This is a genomic window from Paraburkholderia sp. OAS925, assembly GCF_040543975.1.
In the GTDB taxonomy this organism is placed as follows: Bacteria; Pseudomonadota; Gammaproteobacteria; order Burkholderiales; family Burkholderiaceae; genus Paraburkholderia; species Paraburkholderia graminis.
In genome coordinates, this window is sequence record NZ_JBEUNO010000001.1 from 2,642,944 (window position 1) to 2,662,957 (window position 20,014).

Here is a 20,014-nt window from a genome sequence, read left to right on the forward strand (position 1 = left end):
ACATGAACCAGTTCGCACATTCCCGCCTCTTGCGCAGGTTGGCGGTTTTCTCGCCGGCACGCGTCTCGCGCAGCACGGCGCTTGCGGGCTTCACCTTCGCGCTCGCCGCTTCGCTTGCCGGCTGTTCGTTCGGACCGAACGGCGAGCCGCCGGCGATGCCGCAGCCGCTCCACTACGGCAGCGAGGCGCAACCGGCGCAAACCGTCGCCGCGCAAGGCGTCGCGCAGCAGTTCATGGTCGGCGGCAAACCGGTGCCCGAGTGGTGGACGCTGTATCGGTCGGATGCGTTGAACGCGCTCGTCGACGAAGGCTTGCGCAATAGCCCGACGCTCGCCGCCACCGAACAGACGCTTGCCGCCGCGCGCGAGCAACTGCGCGCGCAGATCGGCAGTTCGATGCTGCCCACCATCGACGCGGGCGGTCAGGCAACCCGCAATCGCGCGCTGGCGATTCCGGAGATCGGCCCGAACACGTTTCTGTACAACATCTTCGTCGGCCAATTGCAGGCGCACTATACGATCGACCTGTTCGGCGCCGCGCGTCTCGCCGATGCCGCGCTCGCCGCGCGCGTGAACGTGCAGGCCTATCAACTCGACGCCGCGCGGCGCGCGCTCGCTGCGAACATCGTGAGCGCCGCGATCACGAGCGCGGCATTGCGCGCGCAAATCGACACAACCGAGCGGCTCGTCACGCTCGCGAACGATCAGGCTCACGACACCGCGCGGCGCTATGCGCTTGGCGCCGTCTCGCATGCCGATCAGTTGAGCGCGCAACAAAGTGCGGCGAGTTTGTCGGCGAGTCTGCCGGGGCTCAGGCAGCAATGGCAAACGACGCGTCACGCGCTCGCCGTGCTGCTGGGCCGCACGCCGGACGCCGCACCGGACGATCTCCAACTCGCGAGCTTGCATCTGCCCGAGCAGGTGCCGGTCGTGGTGCCGAGCGAACTCTTGCGTGCGCGGCCCGACATTCAGGCCGCCGACGCCGCGTTGAAAGCCGCCGCCGCCGATGTGGGCGTGGCGACCGCGCAGATGTATCCGAGCCTGTCGCTGAGCGCGTCGATGGGACAAGGGCGGCTTCAGTTGGCCGGTCGCGCTTTCGGGCGCGGGCGCGATCTGGAGCATCGGCGCGTCACTGTCGCAGCCGCTCTTTCACGGCGGCGCGCTGATGGCGCAGCGCCGCGCGGCCATGAACACCTACGAGGCCACGGTGTCGCAATACAAGCAAACGGTGCTCGCCGCGTTCCAGAACGTCGCCGATACGCTCGCCGCGCTCGAGCATGACGCGCAGGCGCTGGATGCCGCGAGTACGGCGGCGCGTTCGGCGCAGGGTGTTTTCGATGAAACGTCGGGGCGCTATCGGCTCGGCGCCGTGCCGGTGTCGTCGACGCGGACCAGCGAGCAGCAGTTTCGTAATGCGCAGCTCGATGAGATTCGCTACACGAGCGCACGGCTCGCGGATACGGCGGCGCTGTTTCAGGCGATGGGGAATCCGCCTGTGGGGGGTGACGGTGGGCAGGCGAGTTTGGGCGAGGTTTCGCGGGGAGTAGAGGCGAAACCTGGTGGTACGAATTAGTCGGCCGGAGTTATCCCCAGTTGATGTTCATGAGCCTGTTGAAAACTTTCTGATAAGCAGGCTAACTCGTTGAGCGGGCTGGGGTTATCGGCAGCGGTGCGGAATGAAGCATAAGCGGCGGGGATTGCCTTAAAGACGTAGACCTCGCGCGACCATTAATCGAGATAGCCTTCTGCGACCTACCGATATATATAATTCGCCGCTCCATGGATACCTCGGGAATTCTTCATGCGAGTCGCCGTTATTAGCCCGTACTATAAAGAGCCGCTTGACGTTCTACGAAGGTGCCACGAGAGCGTCCTTGGACAGCAAGGGGACGTCACTCACTTCATGGTCGCCGATGGGTTCCCTGCTGCCGATGTCGATAGCTGGGAAAACGTCGTCCACATCAAGATTCCGAATCACGGTGACTATGGAGACACTCCTCGTGGAGTAGGTGCCGCGTGCGCGGCTGCCAATGGTTTCGATGCGATCTGCTTTCTCGATGCCGACAACTGGTACGAGCCAAACCACATCGAAACGATGCGCTCAATAGTACAGATGACGGGTGCGCAGGTGGTCACGGCTACTCGCACAATAATTGCGGCAGACGGCCGCGTGCTTGGCATCTGCAAGGAATCCAACGGGATCGATTTCAACGACACGAATTGCTATTTCCTGACGCGAGCTGCGTTTCCCGCATGCGCAGTCTGGCTCTTCAAGGACTCGTCTGAGAGCATCGTCGGCGACAGGGTTTTCTGGCGTGCCGTGAAGACCGGTGGCTACACGCGAGCCCACTCAATCGTGCCAACTGTCAACTATGTGACCACGCTTGCATTTCACTACCAGATGTTTGGAGAAACGCCACCCGACGACTCAAAGCTCATCGCCCAATTTAACGACGATCAGCATTTTCAGATAATCAGTTACGCACAACTGAAAGAGATACGCCGAGAGGCAGGCTACTGAAAGAGAACCTGCACCGGGCCATGTTCGGCGGCATTGCACGCCGCGGCCCTCCGCTTAGTCTCAGCGACACGGCAGACCCGCGCATAAGTCCGCATTGCCTTGCGGTCTGCACAGAACACAGCGCGTGCGAGCACCGCTCGCACGCGCTTCCCATCTTCAAGGCTTATTCGACTCAAACAGATCCATGATCTGCTTCTTCTCGTTCGACGACACGCTCGGCGGCGGCACCGCCGGCGGCGTCATACCCGCAGGGCCCACGCCGCCGACCGCATCGCTCACACCGGCCGTCGGATTCGCGGAATCGAGCCCGATACTCGCCACGAAACCATTCCCCGGCGTCATATCCGAATAGAACAGCTCGCCGTCGACTGAAGTCACGCCGTCCGGTTGCGCCGGCTCGCTTTGCGGCACGCCGCGCAACGCGCGCTGCATGTACTCGACCCAGATCGGCAACGCGAGTTGCGCGCCGAACTCGCGGCTGCCGAGCGTCTTCGGCTGGTCGTAACCCATCCACGCAACGGCGACGAGCGATTGCTGATAACCGGCGAACCAGCCGTCCTTTGCGTCGTTGGTCGTACCCGTCTTGCCCTGCAAGTCCGAACGATGCAGCGCGTTGGTGCCCGCGCCCGTGCCCGCCGTCGCGACCGAATGCAACAGGCTGTTCATGATGTACGCGTTGCGCGGCTCGAGTGTGCGCGGCGCGTCGCGGCCGGCCGTGAGCGGCTGGGCTTTCGAAAGCGGCTCGCCGCGCGCGTCCGTGACTTCGCTGATCAGATACGGGTTGATCCGATAGCCGCCGTTGGCGAACACCGAATACGCGCCCGCCGATTGCAACGGCGTGACGAGCCCCGCGCCGAGCGCCATCGGCAGATACGGCGGGGTCTTGTCGGCATCGAAACCGAAACGCTGCGTGACGAAGTCTTGCGCGTACTTCGTGCCGATATACGACAGGATGCGGATCGACACCAGGTTCTTCGACTTCTGCAACGCGAGACGCAGCGGCATCGGACCATCCGGCTGATCGTCGTCCTTCGGCTCCCATGCGTCGCCGCCTGGCGTGCTCGACGGGAAGTACAGCGGCGCGTCGTTGATGATCGTCGCCGGTCCGAGGCCCTTGTCGAGTGCGGCCGAATAGATGAACGGCTTGAAGCTCGAACCCGGCTGACGCCATGCCTGCGTCACGTGGTTGAACTTGTTCTTGTTGAAATCGAAGCCGCCGACGAGCGCGCGAATCGCGCCGTCCTGCGGCGTCAGCGACACAAGCGCGCCTTCCACTTGCGGAAGCTGCGTGATCTGCCAGTTGCCCTTGTCGTCGCTCATCACGCGCACGATCGAGCCGGGCTTGATCTTCGTCGCCGACGCGGCGCGCGCGCTCAGCGCATTCGCCACAAAACGCAAGCCCTCGCCGCTCATCGTGACTTGCGTGCCGTCGACGAGTTGCGCCTTCACCTGCTTCGGACTCGCGTCCGTCACGACGGCGGCGACGAGTTCGCCGTTATCCGGATGATCGGTGAGCGCGTCGTCGATAGTCTGATCGCGGTCGTCGCCCGCAGCCGGCAATTGCACGAAACCTTCCGGCCCGCGATAACCGTGGCGCCGCTCGTAATCCATCACGCCCTTGCGCACCGCGCGATACGCGGCGTCCTGGTCGGCGGAATCGATCGTGGTCGTCACGTTCAGGCCGCGCGTATAGGTTTCGTCCTTGTACTGCGCATACATCATCTGCCGAACCATTTCGGCGATGTACTCGGCGTGCACGCTGTATTCGTTGCCCGGATTGCGCGTGTGAATCTCTTCCTTCACCGCCTGGTCGTACTGCTCCTGGCTGATATAGCGAAGCTCGAACATGCGCCTCAGAATGTATTCCTGACGGATCTTCGCGCGCTTGGGGTTCACCACGGGGTTATACGCGGACGGCGCTTTCGGCAGACCCGCGAGCATCGCGGCCTGCGCGAGCGTGATGTCTTTCAGATCCTTGCCGAAGTACACGCGGGCCGCCGCGGCAAAACCATACGCGCGCTCACCCAGATAAATCTGGTTCATGTACAGCTCGAGAATCTGGTCCTTCGTCAACGCGCGCTCGATCTTGTACGCGAGCAGCATTTCATAAACCTTGCGCGTGTAGGTCTTTTCGCTCGACAGGAAGAAGTTGCGCGCGACCTGCATCGTGATCGTGCTCGCGCCCTGCGACGCGCCGCCGTGCGCGAGGTCCGCGAAACCCGCGCGCAAGATGCCGAGAAAGTCGACGCCGCCGTGCTCGTAGAAGCGATAGTCCTCGATCGCGAGCACGGCTTTTTTCATCTGGTCGGGGATGTCCTGGAAGCGCACGAGGGAGCGCCGCTCCTCGCCGAATTCGCCGATCAGCACATGGTCCGCCGTGTAGACGCGCAGCGGCACTTTCGGACGATAGTCGGTGAGCGCGTCGAGCGAGGGCAAGTTCGGCCCCATCACGACGAGCGCATAGCCGACGATCAGCGCGCCCACCACGGCGACAATCGCCGCGAAGCTCGCGAACCAGATCGCGATGGTCGCGCCGATCGGGCGGCCGCGTTCTTCGCGATCTCGCGAAGCGGCGTTGCGTCCCTCGGTGCGGCGGTAGGAGTCCCGGTCTTGACCGGCGGGAGAATGCGAAGAATGCGGTCGTTTGATGATTGGCATGACTGGAATAGTGGGCGCGTGAATCAATGGCGTGACTCAGTCTCATGACTCAGTGGATGACTGAATGCCATGACCGGATGCCATGATTCAACGCCTTGTTCTCGCGCTTGAAGCGCGCATGAATCCTGAGCGGGCGTTGTCCGGGACGCAAACCGCCGCGCGACCCTTTGCCCCCGCGAGTCGCCACGGCGCGCCCGAACACTGTCCGGCGCAACGTAACAGCGCATTTTAAAGAAATCAAGCCGCGCTCAACGCAGTTTTTTTGTAAGAATTCCCTTCGCGGCGGCCCCGGCGGCGCGGGCTTGAGTAGATTCGGCAAGCTTTCGATGCGCTTGCGCACACAGCGCGAGTTATCAACAGAAAACGTTCACAAGCCTGTGGACAAGCCCACCAAAAACGCCACAAGCCGTTGATGTCACGGCATTTTCACGACGCGCCCGTTTGCGATCGGCGCAACTCGTCATATGATGGATTCGGCGCACGCCGATGCGCGCCGCGAAGCGCCACACCAACAAAAGTATGCGAGCCGATCATGACAAAGCCCAGCGAACGCATCGTCGTATTCGTTACGCCCGCGCAGAAACGCGCGATCGCCGCCACCGCCGACGAGCTCGGCATCAGCGTCAGCGAGCTCATGCGGCGCGCGGTGCTGAGTTTCGACGCGACGAGCGAGCAGGTGAAAGCGGCGAGCATCGTCGACAGGCTCAATGCGCCGCGCGCACCGGATGCGCTCGACGCCGCGCTGCGGCGCGTCGCGCAGGACACGGAGCATGCGCGCGCGGCGCTGCCGCCAGGCTTGCGCACGCGCGCGAGCAGCGAGGCGAGCGGACTCGCGAACGCCGACGCAAACCACGCACTGCCCGATGCGGCGAACCGCGCGGCGCATGAGCCGATGACGTCGTCAGGCAAAGCGCTTGCGGGTAGCGCGCCGCACGCATCTCAACCCGCTCCTTCCGAACCCGCCCCGCTGCTGCCCGCCGATGTGCTGGCCGCGCTCACTGCCGATGTCGATGAAGACGCCGTCGCTACGGCCGAAGCCGTCGCGCGAGTCGCCGCGGCCCGAGCGGCTGCCGATCAGAAGCCGGCGCCCGCTGCCGTCACCACGCAGACGCAAGTACAGACGCACATAAAGAGCGTATTGAAGCGCCCTCGCCTCGACATCGCGCGCGATGACGACGATCCGCAAGGCGATCTGGGCCCCGAAGGCGGACGCTTCGCCTAGCGCCGGCGAAACGCAATGGAGGTGTAAGGCGAATGTACGATGCAAGCTCATCGTCTCCGCGCGCTTACGCTTTCGCAACCATCGCTCAATTCACGCCGACGACACTCGCCGCTCGCACACTGAGCGGCTCGCGCATCGTGCCCTTTAAGCGCATTTTAAGAGAGCCCGTGGTGTAATATCCGCGAGCCGCTGGAGGGACGCGCTCGCGTGTTTATCATCGAAGCTTGCCGCTTCATCACGCGACGCATGCGCGAACCGGCCGGACAATTTGCGCTCGTGCTATTGCATTCCGCACGCGCGCCCCGACCTCCGGTCCGAACGCTGCGCTGCTTGTCGCGCGGCGGCGTAAAGTAGCAGTGGCAAGCAATCGAACGCGCGTGAACTATTCAGCGCCGACACCATTCTTTGGAGGTTTTCATGTCGCTTTTTGACAGCATTTCGCGCACGCTAAAAGGTCTCCTGAACGACGCGGCCGACTCCGTGCAGGACCCGTCGCGCGACTCGCGCCAGATCGTGCGCGAACTGGACGAGAGCATCGGCAAGGCCGAAAATTCGCTGATCGAGATTCAGGCGCAGGTGGCCACGCAGCAAAGCAAGCGCGATGTTGCCGCCGACAAGGCGAAGAAGTATGAAGACGGCGCGAAGCGTGCGCTGCAATCCGGCGACGAAGCGCTCGCGCGTGAAGCGCTGAGCGCGCAAGCCACCGCCGAGGCGGAACGCGATGCACTGACGAAGGAACTCGCCACGCTCGAGCCGTCGGTCGCGCAATTGAAGAGCCAGATCGAAGACATGCGCGCGCGCCGCAACGATCTGAACGCGCGGTCCAACATTCTCCAGGCCAAGCAGCAAATCGCCGAGGCGAAAGACGTCGCTGCGACGGCGCTCGGCGGCATCGGCGGAAAAAACCTTTCCGAAGATTTTCAGAAGCTCGAGGACAAGGTCGCACTGTCGAATGCACGGTCGGACGCACGCCTGAATTCCGCCGACGTCAAAAGCGGCAAGGCGCTCGACGACAAGCTCGCGGATCTGAACCGCGGCCCGTCGGTGGAAGACCGTCTCGAAGCGCTGAAGAAGCAGCTCAATACGCCGGCCCAGTAATTGCGTGAGTAGTGTCTGACGGCAGGCCGGTGAGCGTGGATGTTTAACCGGCCGCCGGCCGCCGCCGGATCGCCGGCCCGGCGCAATCGACTGAAGGAGACGGGCGTATGACGCCCGGTCCGCAAATGAAAAAACTTATCGCAAGCGCATTCGTCTCGCTCATGCTCGTTTCGGCCGCGGCGTTTGCCGTGCCGACCGTGCAGCAGATCGAATCCGCGATGTCGCAAGGCAACTGGCAGCAGGCCGACGCCGGCTTGTCCGAAGTGCTGCAGGCGCATCCGAACAATGCGCGCGCGCATTACCTGTACAGCCAGGTGCTCGACCGTGAAGGCCGCTATGGCGACGCGCTCGCGCAGCTTCAACAGGCAAAGACGCTCGACCCGCAAATCCGTTTCACCGACCCCACGCGCTTCGCACAAGTCGAGGCGCGCATTCGTCGGGACGCCGAACGGGTGGGCAACGCCAACGCCAAATCGACGAGCCGCGCGGACAACCCGTTCGCCCAGCAAAACGCGAATGCACCGGCCGTGCAGCAACAGGCCGGACTCGCGCCGCAAGTGCCGCAAGCGCCTGAGCGCCACGGCCCGGGCATCGGTATGTGGGTCGGCATTCTGCTTATCGTGGGCGTGATTGCGCTCGTGTTGCGCTGGACCTTGCGCCGCGCCCGCACGCAAGACGACACGCGCGCGAACGACGATCGTCGCGTGCAACTCAAGCGTGCAACCGACCTGCTCAACACCGTGCGTTCGCTGAAACTCGACGTGAAGCTCTCCACTGCGCCCGGTCACGAAGCGCTCGAAAAGGAAGTCGAAGCAACCGAAGACCAGTTGCGCACGCTCGTCGAAGCGTTGTCGAACAGCAAGAATCCGGTGCCGCCGTATCAGCTCGATGAACTGGAGCAGCGTATCGGCAGCCTGCGCGCACGCGCCGAAGGCCGGCCCGATCCGAACGCAGCAGCCGCGGCAGGCAACGAGCAGTCGCCGTATGCGCGCGAAGCCGAGCGCTTCGGCAATCCGCCGCAAGCGCCCTATCCGCAGCAAGGTCCGTATCAGCAGCAACCGCCTGTTGTCGTGCAGCAAGGCGGCGGTTTCGGCGGCGGCATGGGCGGGCTGCTGACCGGCGTGCTGCTCGGCGAGGCGCTGAACTCGGGGCGTGAACGCGTCGTGGAGCGCGACGTCATCGTCGACGATGAAGGGCGCAGGCGCGGCAACTCAGGCGACAATGGCGGCGGGCTCGATTTCGGCCAGGGCTCGAACGACTGGAACGACAACAGCGGTGGCGGCATCGACATGGGCAGCAACGACGATTCCGGCGGCTGGAGCGACGACAATACCTGAGTCCTCGCGCTCTTTCAGTCGCGGCACTCTCCGCGTGTGCATTGAAGACAGGCTCCTACACGGAGCCTGTTTTTTTTGCCTGCACGTTCAGCGAAAATCACGCGCGCCGCGAGACAGGCGCCCGCACCCCCTCCTGCTGCGCGAGCAGCACCGAGCCCGCAAAAAGCCTCACGATAAAACGCTCCGCATAGCCGACGAGCGCATCGCGGCGCGCGGCGTCGGCATCGAGATACTCGGCGGAGAGATGAAACAGTTGCAGCACGATCTGCGTGCAGACTTCATCGACGACATCGTGCGAAAGTGTGGGCATTAGCTGCAACTGAACGACGTCGTCGGCCATTTCCGCTGACACCGCATGAAGCGTCGCGCGCACCGCTTCGCGCAGTGCCGGCGACGTGCCGTGATATTCAGCTAACGCACTGAGAAACGCATCGCGGTTTTCGAGCGCAAACATGAAGAACGCGACGCACGCGCGCCGCGGCACGCTATGCGGTTCGTCGTGCGCGGCGAGCCAGCGCTCGCGTCGCAGCATCGGCCGCAAGCGGCGGCTGACCGAATCGACGGCCTCGCGCGCGAGCTCGTCGAGCGTGCCGAAATGCCGATAAAACGTGTTCGGATTGAGTCCCGCCTCGCGTGCGAGTTCGCGCAGACCCAGACTCGCGAAGCCGCGCCCGCCCGCGGTCAAGCGCAACGCGGCTTCGATCAGTTTGCGTTTGCCGGGCGGCAGTTCCTGTTCTGCCGCAGCGTCGCGCGCGGGCTGCCGCGCCGTTTCCGATACGGATTTCATCGCGTTCATGGTGACTTTCAATCGCCGCGCGGGACGCGCGTTTGATAGACGTACTCTAAACGATCTTGACGCGAGGTGTACAGTTGTCTACCCTGCGCGTTACGTTTGGGCGGCTACGCGGCTTGCCGTGTGCGCAGGCAGCGCCCGACTTCCACTTGCAGGAGATCGACGTGACGTCCGCTGCATCCGCTGCATCCGCTGCATCACCACAAGCTGTCGCGCCGCGCATCGCCATTGTGGGGAGCGGCTTCTCCGGCATCGGCATGGCGGTGCGGCTGCAAAAAATGGGCATCACGTCGTTCACCCTCTATGAAGCCGCCGCGGACATCGGCGGGACATGGCGCGACAATACCTATCCGGGCGCCGAGTGCGACGTGCCCTCGCATCTGTATTCGTTTTCGTTCGAGCCGAACCCGGCGTGGTCGCGCGCCTTCAGCGGCCAGAACGAAATTCTCGCTTATCTGAAGCATTGCGCGCGCAAGTATGGCGTGGACCGTTACGTGCGTTGCAATGCGCGCGTGGTGGCGGCACGCTTCGACGAAGCACGTCATGTGTGGCAGATCGAACTCGATGCCGGCGGCATGCGCGAGAACATCGAGGCCGACGTATTGATCGCGGCGAGCGGTCCGCTGTCGCGGCCGGCGATGCCGCGCATCGCGGGACTGGAGAACTTCGAAGGCAAGCTGTTCCATTCCGCGCGCTGGGATCACGCGTATCCGCTCGAGGGCAAGCACGTCGCCGTGATCGGCACGGGTGCGAGCGCGATTCAGTTCGTGCCGCAAATCCAGCCGCGCGTCGCCCGGCTCGATCTGTTCCAGCGCACCGCGCCGTGGATCATGCCGAAGCCGGACAAGTGCATCGGCGAACGCGCGCGCTGGCTTTTCGAACATCTACCGTTCACGCAGCGATTCGTGCGCAGCGCGATCTACTGGAAGCTCGAATCGCAGGCGGTCGCTTTCGTTAGTCATCCAAAGCTAATGAAGCGCCCGATGAAGCTGTGCCTCAGCTATCTCGAGCGGCGCGTGAAAGACCCTGAGTTGCGCGCGACGCTCACGCCGAACTACCGCCTCGGCTGCAAGCGCGTGCTGCTGTCGAGCAACTACTATCGCGCGCTAGTCGAGCCGAATGTGAACGTGATCACGACGGGCATCCGCGAAATCGTCGCGGACGGCATCGTGACAGAGGACGGCGCGCATCATCGTGCGGATGCAATCATTTGCGGCACCGGCTTTCAGGTCAACGACGTCGGCGCGCCGTTCGACGTGACCGGCGTCGGCGGTGCGGACCTCGGCGCGCTGTGGCTGCGCGACGGCCCCGAAGCCTATCTCGGCGTGAGCGTCGCCGACTTTCCGAACTTCTTCATGATCGTCGGCCCGAACACAGGACTCGGCCACAACTCGCTGATCTACATGATCGAGTCGCAAGTGCAGTACATCGCCGATTGCCTGCGGACGCTGCGCCGGCGCAACGCCCGCACGATGAACCTGCGGCCCGACGTGCAGCGCGACTACAACGCGCGCCTGCAGCACGATATGCGGCGCTCGGTGTGGTCGAGCGGTTGCCATAGCTGGTATCAGACGCGAAGCGGCAAAGTGACCGCGCTGTGGCCGGGATTCACGTTCAGCTTTCGCAAAAGGACGCGCCGCGTGCGGCCAGGCGATTACCGCTTTCTGCCTTGAGGAATGACGCTCACGCGGTGCGATTGCAAGTCACGTCGCCCGATCCGATGGCGATTATTTAGTATCCCGATTCAAATAAAAAAGGGAGACGGAAAACATGGCAAGCATCGATCCTCGTTCGTCGAATTCGTCGAACTCGTTGACGCACAGTTCAGTCGCGGCGCTGCCGCCCCGCTCGCTCGCCGCGCGCCTCGGCATCACCAGCGTGCCGCGCGACGAACTGCGGCGGCGCTACACGCAAAGCGGCTCGAAGTTCATCCGCATCATGGGCGCGGACGTGCATTATGTCGACGAAGGCCGCGGCGACATCATCGTGATGATTCATGGCTTCGCGTCGTCGCTGCACACATGGAATCGTGTCGCGGATGAACTGAAGCACGCTTACCGCATCATTCGTCTCGATCTGCCGCCGTTCGGCGTGACTGGGCCGCTGCGCTCCAGCACAGGCGCGATCGAAACGATGGACCTCCCGACCTACCGGCGTTTCATCGACACTTTTTTGCAGGCACTCGGCATTAGGCGCGCGACTTTCATCGGCAATTCGCTTGGCGGGCTCATTTCGTGGGACTACGCGGTGCGGCATCGCGAGGCCGTCGAGCGGCTCGTGCTGATCGACTCCGCGGGCTTTCCGATGCGGCTGCCCATCTATATTGGCCTCTTCAACAGCGCGCTGGTGCGCGCGAGTTCGCCGCGCTGGCTGCCGGAAGCGATCATCAAAAGCGCGGTGCGCAACGTGTATGGCGATCCGCGCAAAATCGATGCCGTCACGCTGCGGCGCTACGTCGAGTTTTTTCACGGCGAAGGCACGCGCGCCGCGATCGGCAAGATGGTGCCGACGCTCGATTTCGCCGAACTGGATACGAATGTGCTGACAACACTCGCGCTGCCGACGCTCGTATTGTGGGGCGCGAAGGACCGCTGGATTCCGACCGCGCACGCGGCTGAATTCGCGCAGCGCATTCCGGGCGCGAAATCGGTCATGTATCCGGGCCTTGGACACATTCCGATGGAGGAAGCGCCCGAGCGCGTGCTGACCGACCTGCGGGCGTTTCTCGGCACGCATGCCGCTCCGAAAGCAGGCACCGTCGCGCGCGTCTAGCCCCTTCCTCCGAGCAAGCGCAGCAAGTCCCAGAGAAATTTAAAGAGCATGACGATCAGCTCCCACAGATGGTAAAGCTGTTGCCAGCCCGAAGCGCGCGCGAAGGAATCGAACATCGTTAAAGTTGGTCAGGAATGGCGGCGCTTGCCGCGGCGCCAAACCGGACATCATAACGACTGCGGCGTAGCGACTGCGGGATACCCCGTATCAAGTCCGCCGAAAGCCAGCCGTAAACGCGTCGAGAAGAGGCTGTGTTCGTGCTCGACGAGCGCGTGACCGGCAGCGTTGCTAGCGTCATCAAGGAGACGTTCATGTCGCGTTTCAGCTTTCGCCGGACGGGCCGACCGCAAGGGGTCGTCGGCGATATTGCCGCGCAGGCGGGCAAACTGGGTATCGAAATCTGCGATGTATCGGGCCACGTCGATGAAGTCGCCGCGCGCGTGCAGCATCAGGCACAGGTGTGCCGGGCGTTGCGCGAATCCGCCGCGCAGACGCTCGCCGGCAATCATCGGATCGCGACCGCCGCGCGGGGTATGCGCGACGTGTCGGCGCAAGCGGCGACCGGCGTGCAGGAGTCGCACGAGACGCTGGAGGCGTCGCTTGCCGACATCCACGGACTGGTGGAAGGCGTGACCGTGATCGAGAGCCAGATCGGCGCGCTGCGCAGCGCGCTCGCGCATGTGAGCCGCGTCTCCGAGGAAATCTCGCTGATCGCGCGGCAAACGCATCTGCTCGCGCTGAACGCGGCGATCGAAGCCGCGCGCGCCGGCGAATCCGGCCGAAGCTTCGCGGTGGTGGCGGCCGAGGTGAAGAATCTGTCGGCGAAGACCGCGCAGGCGACCGGCCAGATCGAGACCACGCTCGCGCAACTCACGCAGCAGACCGAGCAGTTGATCAACGAAGGCTCGGTGAATACGGAGCGGGCGCATCGGGTGCGCGAGGGCACGCGCAAGATCGGCGACGTCGTGCATTCGACGGGCGACGCCATCGCGCATCTGAACAACGAGGCCGAGCAGATCGCCGCGTTGACCGGCGAGATCGAGACGCAGTGCGGCGGGCTTGAGGCGCAGGTGCTGGAAATGGCGAGCGGCGTCGAGGATTCGAGCGAAAACTTCGTGCAGGCGAAGGATCGGCTCGGCAATCTGCTCGGCGTCTCAGAGACCTTGATCGAACTGACGGCGGCGGCGGGCGTGGAGACGCCGGACACGCGTTTCATCGAAGCCGTGCAGGACGCGGCGGCGGCGGTGAGCAAGCTGTTCGAGGCGGCGGTCGCGCGCGGCGAGATTTCGCTCGACGATCTGTTCGATCAGCATTACGTGCCCGTGCCGGGCAGCAATCCACAGCAGTTCATGACGCGGTTCACGGCTTTTACCGATCGCGTTTTGCCGGCGATTCAGGAGCCGCTACTCGATCTCGATCCGCGGGTCGCGTTCTCTGCCGCAATCGACGTGCGCGGTTATCTGCCGACGCACAACCTGAAGTTCTCTTTGCCGCAGCGTGACGATGTCGTGTGGAATATGGCCAATTGCCGGAACCGGCGCATTTTTAACGACCGCACTGGACTGGCTGCCGGGTCGCATACGAAGAAGTTTTTACTGCAGACGTATCGGCGCGATATGGGCGGTGGACAGTTTGTTTTGATGAAGGATGCGTCCGCGCCGGTTTTTGTGCAGGGGCGGCATTGGGGCGGGGTTCGGATTGGGTATAGGGTTTAAGCTGCAATTCGTGAAACAGGGCAAGCGCACTTGCCCCGTCACCTACCCCCTCACCTGCACCCTTCTCCTCTCCGCCCGCTGCATAAAATAATTCACCGCCACCACGCCAACCGTCACCACCGCGATAAACAACGTCGCCAACGCATTCATCTCGGGATTCAAACCCAGCCTGACGCGCGAGAAAACCACCAGCGGCAATGTCGTTGACCCAGGCCCCGACAGAAACGCGGATAAAACCAGATCGTCGATCGACAACGTAAAAGACAATAACCAGCCCGACACCAGCGCCTGTGAAATCAGCGGCAACGTGATCGAGAAAAACACCCGCAGCGGCGTCGCGCCGAGGTCGAGCGCCGCTTCCTCGAGCGAAGGATGCAACTCCTTGACACGCGACTGCACGATAATCGCCACGTACGAAATACACAGCATCACGTGCCCGATCCAGATCGTGAAAATGCCGCGCCCCGCCGGCCAGCCGAGCCACTTCGCCATTTCGATAAAGAGCAGCAGCAGCGATATGCCCTGAATCACTTCGGGGATCACGAGCGGCGCGTTGATCATGCCGGTATAAAGCGTAAAGCCGCGAAAACGCCCCATGCGCGCGAGCACAAAACCCGCCCATGTGCCGATAATCACCGACGCAAACGCCGTCAGCACCGCTACTCTCAACGACAGCCACGCCGCCGCAATCAGTTCGTCGTCGTGCAATAACGCCGCATACCAGCGCGTCGAAAAACGCGTCCATACGGTGACGAGTTGCGATTCGTTGAACGAATAGACGACCAGACTGATAATCGGCACATACAGGAACAGAAAGCCCAGCGCCAACGCGGTGAACTGCAAAATCCGGTTCGGCTTCATCAGCGTTTTTCCTCCATCGCCTTGGCCTGCGCGTACTGGAAAAACGCCATCGGCACCAACAGCAGCACTACCATCGCACACGTCACGGCAGAAGCCATCGGCCAATCGGCATTGTCGAAAAACTCATTCCACATCACGCGGCCGATCATCAGCGTATTCGCGCCGCCGAGCAATTCCGGAATCACGTACTCGCCCACCGCCGGGATAAACACCAGCAGGCAACCGGCGATAATGCCATTCTTCGAAAGCGGCAATGTGATCTGCCAGAACGCTTTCCAGGGTCTTGCGCCCAGGTCGTAGGCGGCTTCGAGCAAGGTCATGTCCATTTTCACGAGATGCGCGTACAACGGCATTACGAGAAACGGCAGATACGAATAGACCATGCCGATATAAACCGCCGTATTCGTGTGATACAGCTCGATCGGCGAATGAATCAGACCGATCGACATCAGGAAGTTATTCAGCAGCCCGTTGTTTTTCAGAATCCCGATCCACGCATACACGCGAATCAGGAACGACGTCCAGAACGGCAGCATCACGGCCATCATCAGCAGATTACGGCGCGCCGGATCCGAACGTGCGATGTAATACGCCATCGGATAACCGATCAGCAGGCACAGCAGCGTCGAAATTGCGGCCACGACAACCGAATTCACATACGTCGCGAAATACAGGCTGTCGGTGACGAGAAACGCGTAATGCGACAGATCGAGCTTGAGATTGATCGCGCCGTCCGCGAAACTCGTGAGCTCGGTATACGGCGGAATGCCGAGCTGCAAATCGGCAAAGCTGATCTTCACGACCAGCAGAAACGGCACCAGAAAAAACAGCAGCAGCCAGACGAACGGACCGGCCACCACGGCGGTACGGCCCGTCAGGTTAAAGCGCCGCACCGGCCAATTGAGAACCGAATGGAACTGGCGCTTCATGACGTCAGCACCACACCGGCCGATGCGCTCCAGCGCACGTACACTTCGTCGCCCCAAGTGGGCGGATCGATCTCCGTCAGCGCGAGGCTCGTCACGTTCGCGATCACGGTTTTGCCGCCGTCGAGCTTCACGTGATACAGCGAATAGCCGCCCATGTACGCGATATTCGACACGACGCCCTTGCCCCAGTTGAACGCGCCCTCGGGCGGCTTGCTCGTGAGCGCGATCCGCTCGGGCCGCACCGAGATCGTCACCGGCATGCCGAGCGGACCGGTAATGCCGTGGCTCACATACAAACGGCAAGTCAGATCGGGCGTTTCGATAAAGACGTGATCGGGCTCGTCCTCGACCGTATGGCCTTCGAACAGATTCGTCGAGCCGATGAACTCCGCCGAGAAGCGGCTGTTCGGATACTCGTACACCTCGTGCGGCGTGCCGAGCTGCACGATCTCGCCTTCGCTCATTACCGCGAGGCGCCCCGCCATCGTCATCGCTTCTTCCTGATCGTGCGTGACCATGATGCAGGTCACGCCGACCTTGTCGAGAATGTTGACGAGCTCGATCTGCGTGCGCTGGCGAATCTGCTTGTCGAGCGCGGACATCGGTTCGTCGAGCAGCAACAGCTTCGGCCGCTTCACCAGCGAACGCGCCAGCGCGACCCGCTGCTGCTGGCCGCCGGAAAGCTGATGCGGCTTGCGCTTCGCAAAGCGGCCCATCTGCACGAGTTCGAGCGCGGTCTGCACGCGGTCCTTCAGCTCGGCCTTGGCCACGCCTTCCTGCTTCAGACCGAACGCGACGTTCGACTCGACCGTCATATGCGGAAAAAGCGCATACGACTGGAACATCATGTTGACCGGCCGGCGATACGGCGGCAGTTGCGCAAGGTCTTCGCCGTCGATCAGGATCTTGCCCGAGGTCACGGTCTCGAGGCCGGCGAGCATCCGCAGCAAGGTCGACTTGCCGCAGCCGGAACTGCCGAGCAGCGCGAACAGCTCGCCCTTTTTCACCGACAGATTGACCTGCTTGACCGCCACGGTCTCGCCGAATTTCTTCACGACGTCGACGACCTGCACGAAATTATCGGCGGCGTCGTCGATCGCGGCGTTGCCGCCGGCGGGCGGCACGGCCGTCCGGTCCAGCGCGCCCGGCTGCTCACTACTCATCACAATGCTTCACTCCGGCGTTTGACGAACAAAGCCCCCGGTGAACACCGAGGGCTTCTTGATGATGCTGTTACCCGTTCACTCCGGCCGCGCTTCAGCGGCCGGACTTGAACTCGGTCCAGAGCCGCGTCTGCAGCCGCTGCACTTCGGGCGGCAACGGCTTCAACAGGAACAGCGTCTTGATGACTTCGGGCGGCGGGTACACGGCGGGATCGTTCGCGACGTCCTTATCGACGTATTTACGCGCTTCGAGATTCGCGCTCGGGTAGTAGACGGCGTTGGTGATCGCGGCATGCACTTGCGGCGTTTCGATGTAGTTGATCCACTCGAGCGCGGCTTCCTTGTTCTTCGCGTCCTTCGGAATCGCCATCACGTCGAACCATACGGGCGCGCCGCCCTTCGGAATGTAATACTCGATCTTGTACGGCTTCTTCGCCTCGATCGCGCGATGCTTGGCGATCACGACGTCGCCCGACCAGCCGTAGGCGAAGCACACGTCGCCCGCCCACCAGATCGTTGATATAGCCCGACGAGTTGAACTGCGTGATGTACGGGCGAATCTTCTTGAGCATCGCGAGCGCCTCGCGATAGTCGGCCGGATTCGTGCTCATCGGGTCTTTGCCGATGTAATGCAGCGCGGCGGCGAACATCTGATCCGGCGCATCCAGCACGGACACGCCGCACGCCTTCAGCTTCGAGATGTTTTCCGGCTTGAAGAGCACGTCCCAGTTATCGAGCGGCACGTTCTTGCCGAGAATCTGCTGGGCCTTCGTCACGTTGTAGCCGAGGCCGGTCGTGCCGTATGCCCAGGGCACCGTGAACTTGTTGCCGGGATCGGCGCCGGCCACGAGCGCCATCAGCGACGGGTCGAGGTATTTGAGGTTCGGCAGCTTCGATTTGTCGAGCGGCGCGAAGATGCCCGCGGCGATCTGCTTGCCGGCGTAATTGCTGGTCGGCACGACGATGTCGTAACCGGAATTGCCGGTCAGCAGCTTGGCTTGCAGCGTGTCGTCGCTATCGTAGTTGTCGTATTTGACCTGGACGCCGGACTGCTTCGTGAAGTTCGGAATGGTGTCCTTGGCGATGTAATCGGACCAGTTGTACACGTTGAGCTGCGTATCCTTCGCTGCCGCCGTCAACCACGGCGCCGCGCACAAGACCAGCGCAGCCACTTGCCCCACTACCCGTCTTTTCATCCCGTTCTCCGATCGTGCCGGTCCGAGCCGGCCGTCCTCACGCACGCCGCGAGCAGCGCCATGCTGCGCTAGCGGCTCCCCTGAAAAACCCGAAAACTACCATCAATTATTGCGCGGTCCAAAAAAAATGCCGCACTGTCGCGCAAACGGTACAGCGTAAGCCGCGCCGCCGGAAAATGGGCGCAATTTTAGCGGGTTATGGGCGCGTGTCTACCCGAAAAAAACGCCGCCACGCTTAGGCGCTCTGGCGGCGGCCTCACGCAGGCTCCCCACGCGCATGACAAGCCAAACGCGAAGCCGGGCGACGGAGCACAATAGCTGACAACGGACAAGGGGCAACAGCGGCGAGGCGCGGGCTCGATCGGCAGCAACGCGCGCGGCGGGCACAAGCCTTGCGAAACCAGGCAGTCTTTGACCTCAGGCATCCATGAACACCAATCCGTTCGCGCTGCGCCCAAACCGCCGTCGACGTCTGCCCGAAGGAGGACCCGCGCACTGGTTCTCGTTCGTCGGCGCGGGTGCGCTGATTGCCGTCGGCTATATCGATCCCGGCAATTGGGCGACGGCGCTCGGCGCGGGCGCCGGCTACGGCTACCAGTTGCTCGGCATGGTGGTGCTCTCGAGCCTGATGGCGATGCTGCTGCAATGGCTGTCGTCGCGGCTCGGCGTCGTGACCGGACGCGATCTCGCGCAGGTTTGCCGCGAGCGTTCGGGGCCGCGCCGCACGATCTTCCTGTGGCTGACCAGCGAAGTGGCGATCATCGCCTGCGATGTCGCCGAAGTGGTCGGCAGCGCCGTCGCGTTGCAATTGCTGCTGGGCGTCTCGCTGACCGTGGGTGTGCTGATGTCGGCGGTATGCACGTTCGCGCTGCTGGCGCTTCAGCAGATAGGCGGCCGCAAGCTGGAAGCGGTGATCGCGTTGCTGATCGGCTTCGTCGGCTTGTGCTTCGTGATCGAACTGGCGCTCGCGCGGCCCGACTGGCATGCGGCGCTGGCGGGCACCGCGCCGAGCCCCGAGCTTCTGCGCAACGCGGGCATGCTGTGGCTCGCGGCGGGCATCGTCGGCGCGACGGTGATGCCGCACAACCTCTATCTGCACTCGTCGCTCGTCAAGCATCACGCGCCCGACAGCAGCGACGCGCAGATCAAGGCCGCGCTGCATGTCGTCAATATCGACACCATCGGCTCGCTGCTCTTTGCTTTCGTGATCAATGCCGCGCTGCTGATCGTCGCCGCCGCCGTGTTCCATGCGAGCGGCCACCGCGACGTCACCGATCTCGCGGACGCTCATCGTCTGATCGCGCCGCTGCTCGGCACGCGCTGGGCCGGCATCCTGTTTGCCGCGGCGCTGCTGGCCTGCGGACTGAGCGCGACCGTCACCGGCACGCTGGCCGGCCAGGCGGTGATGGAAGGCTTCCTGCAACTGCGTCTGCCGCGCTGGAAGCGTGCGCTGCTCACGCGCGCACTGGCAATCGGACCGGCGCTGGTGGCCGTGACGATGTTCGGCCAGGAAGGCTCGAATCAGTTGCTGGTGGCAAGCCAGGTGGTGCTGAGCCTGCAATTGCCGCTCGCGGTCGTGCCGCTGATCCGCTATGCGTCGGATGCCAGCCTGATGCGCGACTGGCGCGTGCACGGCGTGCCGCTGGTGCTGGCGTGGATGTCGGCGGGTTTCATCATCCTGCTTAACGGCGCGCTGTTGTGGCAGGTTGCGTTGGGTGAGTGAGCCGCTTCGCGAGCCGCGAGGCCATTC

General features: G+C 63.1%; 13 protein-coding genes and 2 pseudogenes. 9 read left to right on the forward strand and 6 right to left on the reverse strand.

Going from position 1 to position 20,014, the window contains the following annotated elements:
• The first annotated feature begins 2 nt into the window (after positions 1 to 2).
• Positions 3 to 1,572, forward strand: a pseudogene (locus ABIE53_RS11545) (efflux transporter outer membrane subunit).
• A 228-nt stretch (positions 1,573 to 1,800) separates the two neighbouring features.
• Positions 1,801 to 2,520 carry a glycosyltransferase gene (locus ABIE53_RS11550; protein WP_107706760.1) on the forward strand — a complete coding sequence of 240 codons (720 nt, stop codon included), beginning with the start codon at positions 1,801 to 1,803 and terminating at the stop codon, positions 2,518 to 2,520.
• Positions 2,521 to 2,676: 156 nt separating this feature from the next.
• Here ABIE53_RS11550 and ABIE53_RS11555 read toward each other — a convergent pair whose 3' ends face one another.
• Entirely contained in the window at positions 2,677 to 5,178 is a 2,502-nt protein-coding gene (locus tag ABIE53_RS11555) for a penicillin-binding protein 1A (protein WP_006051741.1), read from the reverse strand.
• Between the two features lie 532 nt (positions 5,179 to 5,710).
• On the opposite strand from ABIE53_RS11555, the gene ABIE53_RS11560 reads away from it, so the two are divergent.
• From ABIE53_RS11560 to ABIE53_RS11570, 3 genes are all read left to right on the forward strand, one after another.
• Entirely contained in the window at positions 5,711 to 6,400 is a 690-nt protein-coding gene (locus tag ABIE53_RS11560; RefSeq protein ID WP_029968619.1) for a plasmid mobilization protein, read from the forward strand.
• Between the two features lie 417 nt (positions 6,401 to 6,817).
• Positions 6,818 to 7,498 carry a PspA/IM30 family protein gene (locus tag ABIE53_RS11565; protein ID WP_006051744.1) on the forward strand — a complete coding sequence of 227 codons (681 nt, stop codon included), beginning with the start codon at positions 6,818 to 6,820 and terminating at the stop codon, positions 7,496 to 7,498.
• Positions 7,499 to 7,623: 125 nt separating this feature from the next.
• The gene (locus ABIE53_RS11570; protein ID WP_107706830.1) at positions 7,624 to 8,835 is read left to right on the forward strand and encodes a tetratricopeptide repeat protein; all 1,212 of its coding nucleotides are present in this window, start codon (positions 7,624 to 7,626) and stop codon (positions 8,833 to 8,835) included.
• Positions 8,836 to 8,932: 97 nt separating this feature from the next.
• Here the strand turns inward: ABIE53_RS11570 and ABIE53_RS11575 are convergent, their stop codons facing one another.
• A complete protein-coding gene (locus ABIE53_RS11575; RefSeq protein ID WP_192698908.1) occupies positions 8,933 to 9,622 on the reverse strand; it encodes a TetR family transcriptional regulator in 690 nt (229 codons plus the stop codon).
• A gap of 170 nt (positions 9,623 to 9,792) precedes the next feature.
• On the opposite strand from ABIE53_RS11575, the gene ABIE53_RS11580 reads away from it, so the two are divergent.
• The 3 genes from ABIE53_RS11580 (at position 9,793) to ABIE53_RS11590 (ending at position 14,115) form a co-directional block, all read left to right on the forward strand.
• Positions 9,793 to 11,301: a flavin-containing monooxygenase gene (locus ABIE53_RS11580; protein WP_107706828.1), complete on the forward strand. Its 1,509-nt coding sequence runs from the start codon at positions 9,793 to 9,795 to the stop codon at positions 11,299 to 11,301.
• Positions 11,302 to 11,398: 97 nt separating this feature from the next.
• Positions 11,399 to 12,400, forward strand: a complete 1,002-nt coding sequence (locus ABIE53_RS11585; protein ID WP_107706758.1) for an alpha/beta fold hydrolase — start codon at positions 11,399 to 11,401, stop codon at positions 12,398 to 12,400.
• 311 nt (positions 12,401 to 12,711) lie between these two features.
• Entirely contained in the window at positions 12,712 to 14,115 is a 1,404-nt protein-coding gene (locus ABIE53_RS11590; protein ID WP_029968623.1) for a methyl-accepting chemotaxis protein, read from the forward strand.
• Positions 14,116 to 14,157: 42 nt separating this feature from the next.
• On the opposite strand, the gene ABIE53_RS11595 is transcribed toward ABIE53_RS11590, so the two are convergent.
• The 4 genes and pseudogenes from ABIE53_RS11595 to ABIE53_RS11610 form a co-directional block, all read right to left on the reverse strand.
• Positions 14,158 to 14,976: an ABC transporter permease subunit gene (locus ABIE53_RS11595; RefSeq protein WP_107706757.1), complete on the reverse strand. Its 819-nt coding sequence runs from the start codon at positions 14,974 to 14,976 to the stop codon at positions 14,158 to 14,160.
• Positions 14,976 to 15,905: an ABC transporter permease subunit gene (locus tag ABIE53_RS11600; protein WP_006051752.1), complete on the reverse strand. Its 930-nt coding sequence runs from the start codon at positions 15,903 to 15,905 to the stop codon at positions 14,976 to 14,978. The genes ABIE53_RS11595 and ABIE53_RS11600 overlap by 1 nt, the downstream gene beginning before the upstream one ends.
• On the reverse strand, positions 15,902 to 17,068 hold the full coding sequence (locus ABIE53_RS11605) for an ABC transporter ATP-binding protein (protein ID WP_161966570.1): 1,167 nt from the start codon (positions 17,066 to 17,068) through the stop codon (positions 15,902 to 15,904). The genes ABIE53_RS11600 and ABIE53_RS11605 overlap by 4 nt, the downstream gene beginning before the upstream one ends.
• Positions 17,069 to 17,162: 94 nt before the next feature.
• Positions 17,163 to 18,264, reverse strand: a pseudogene (locus tag ABIE53_RS11610) (polyamine ABC transporter substrate-binding protein).
• Between the two features lie 427 nt (positions 18,265 to 18,691).
• On the opposite strand from ABIE53_RS11610, the gene ABIE53_RS11615 reads away from it, so the two are divergent.
• Positions 18,692 to 19,987: an Nramp family divalent metal transporter gene (locus tag ABIE53_RS11615; protein WP_107706756.1), complete on the forward strand. Its 1,296-nt coding sequence runs from the start codon at positions 18,692 to 18,694 to the stop codon at positions 19,985 to 19,987.
• Positions 19,988 to 20,014: the final 27 nt, after the last annotated feature.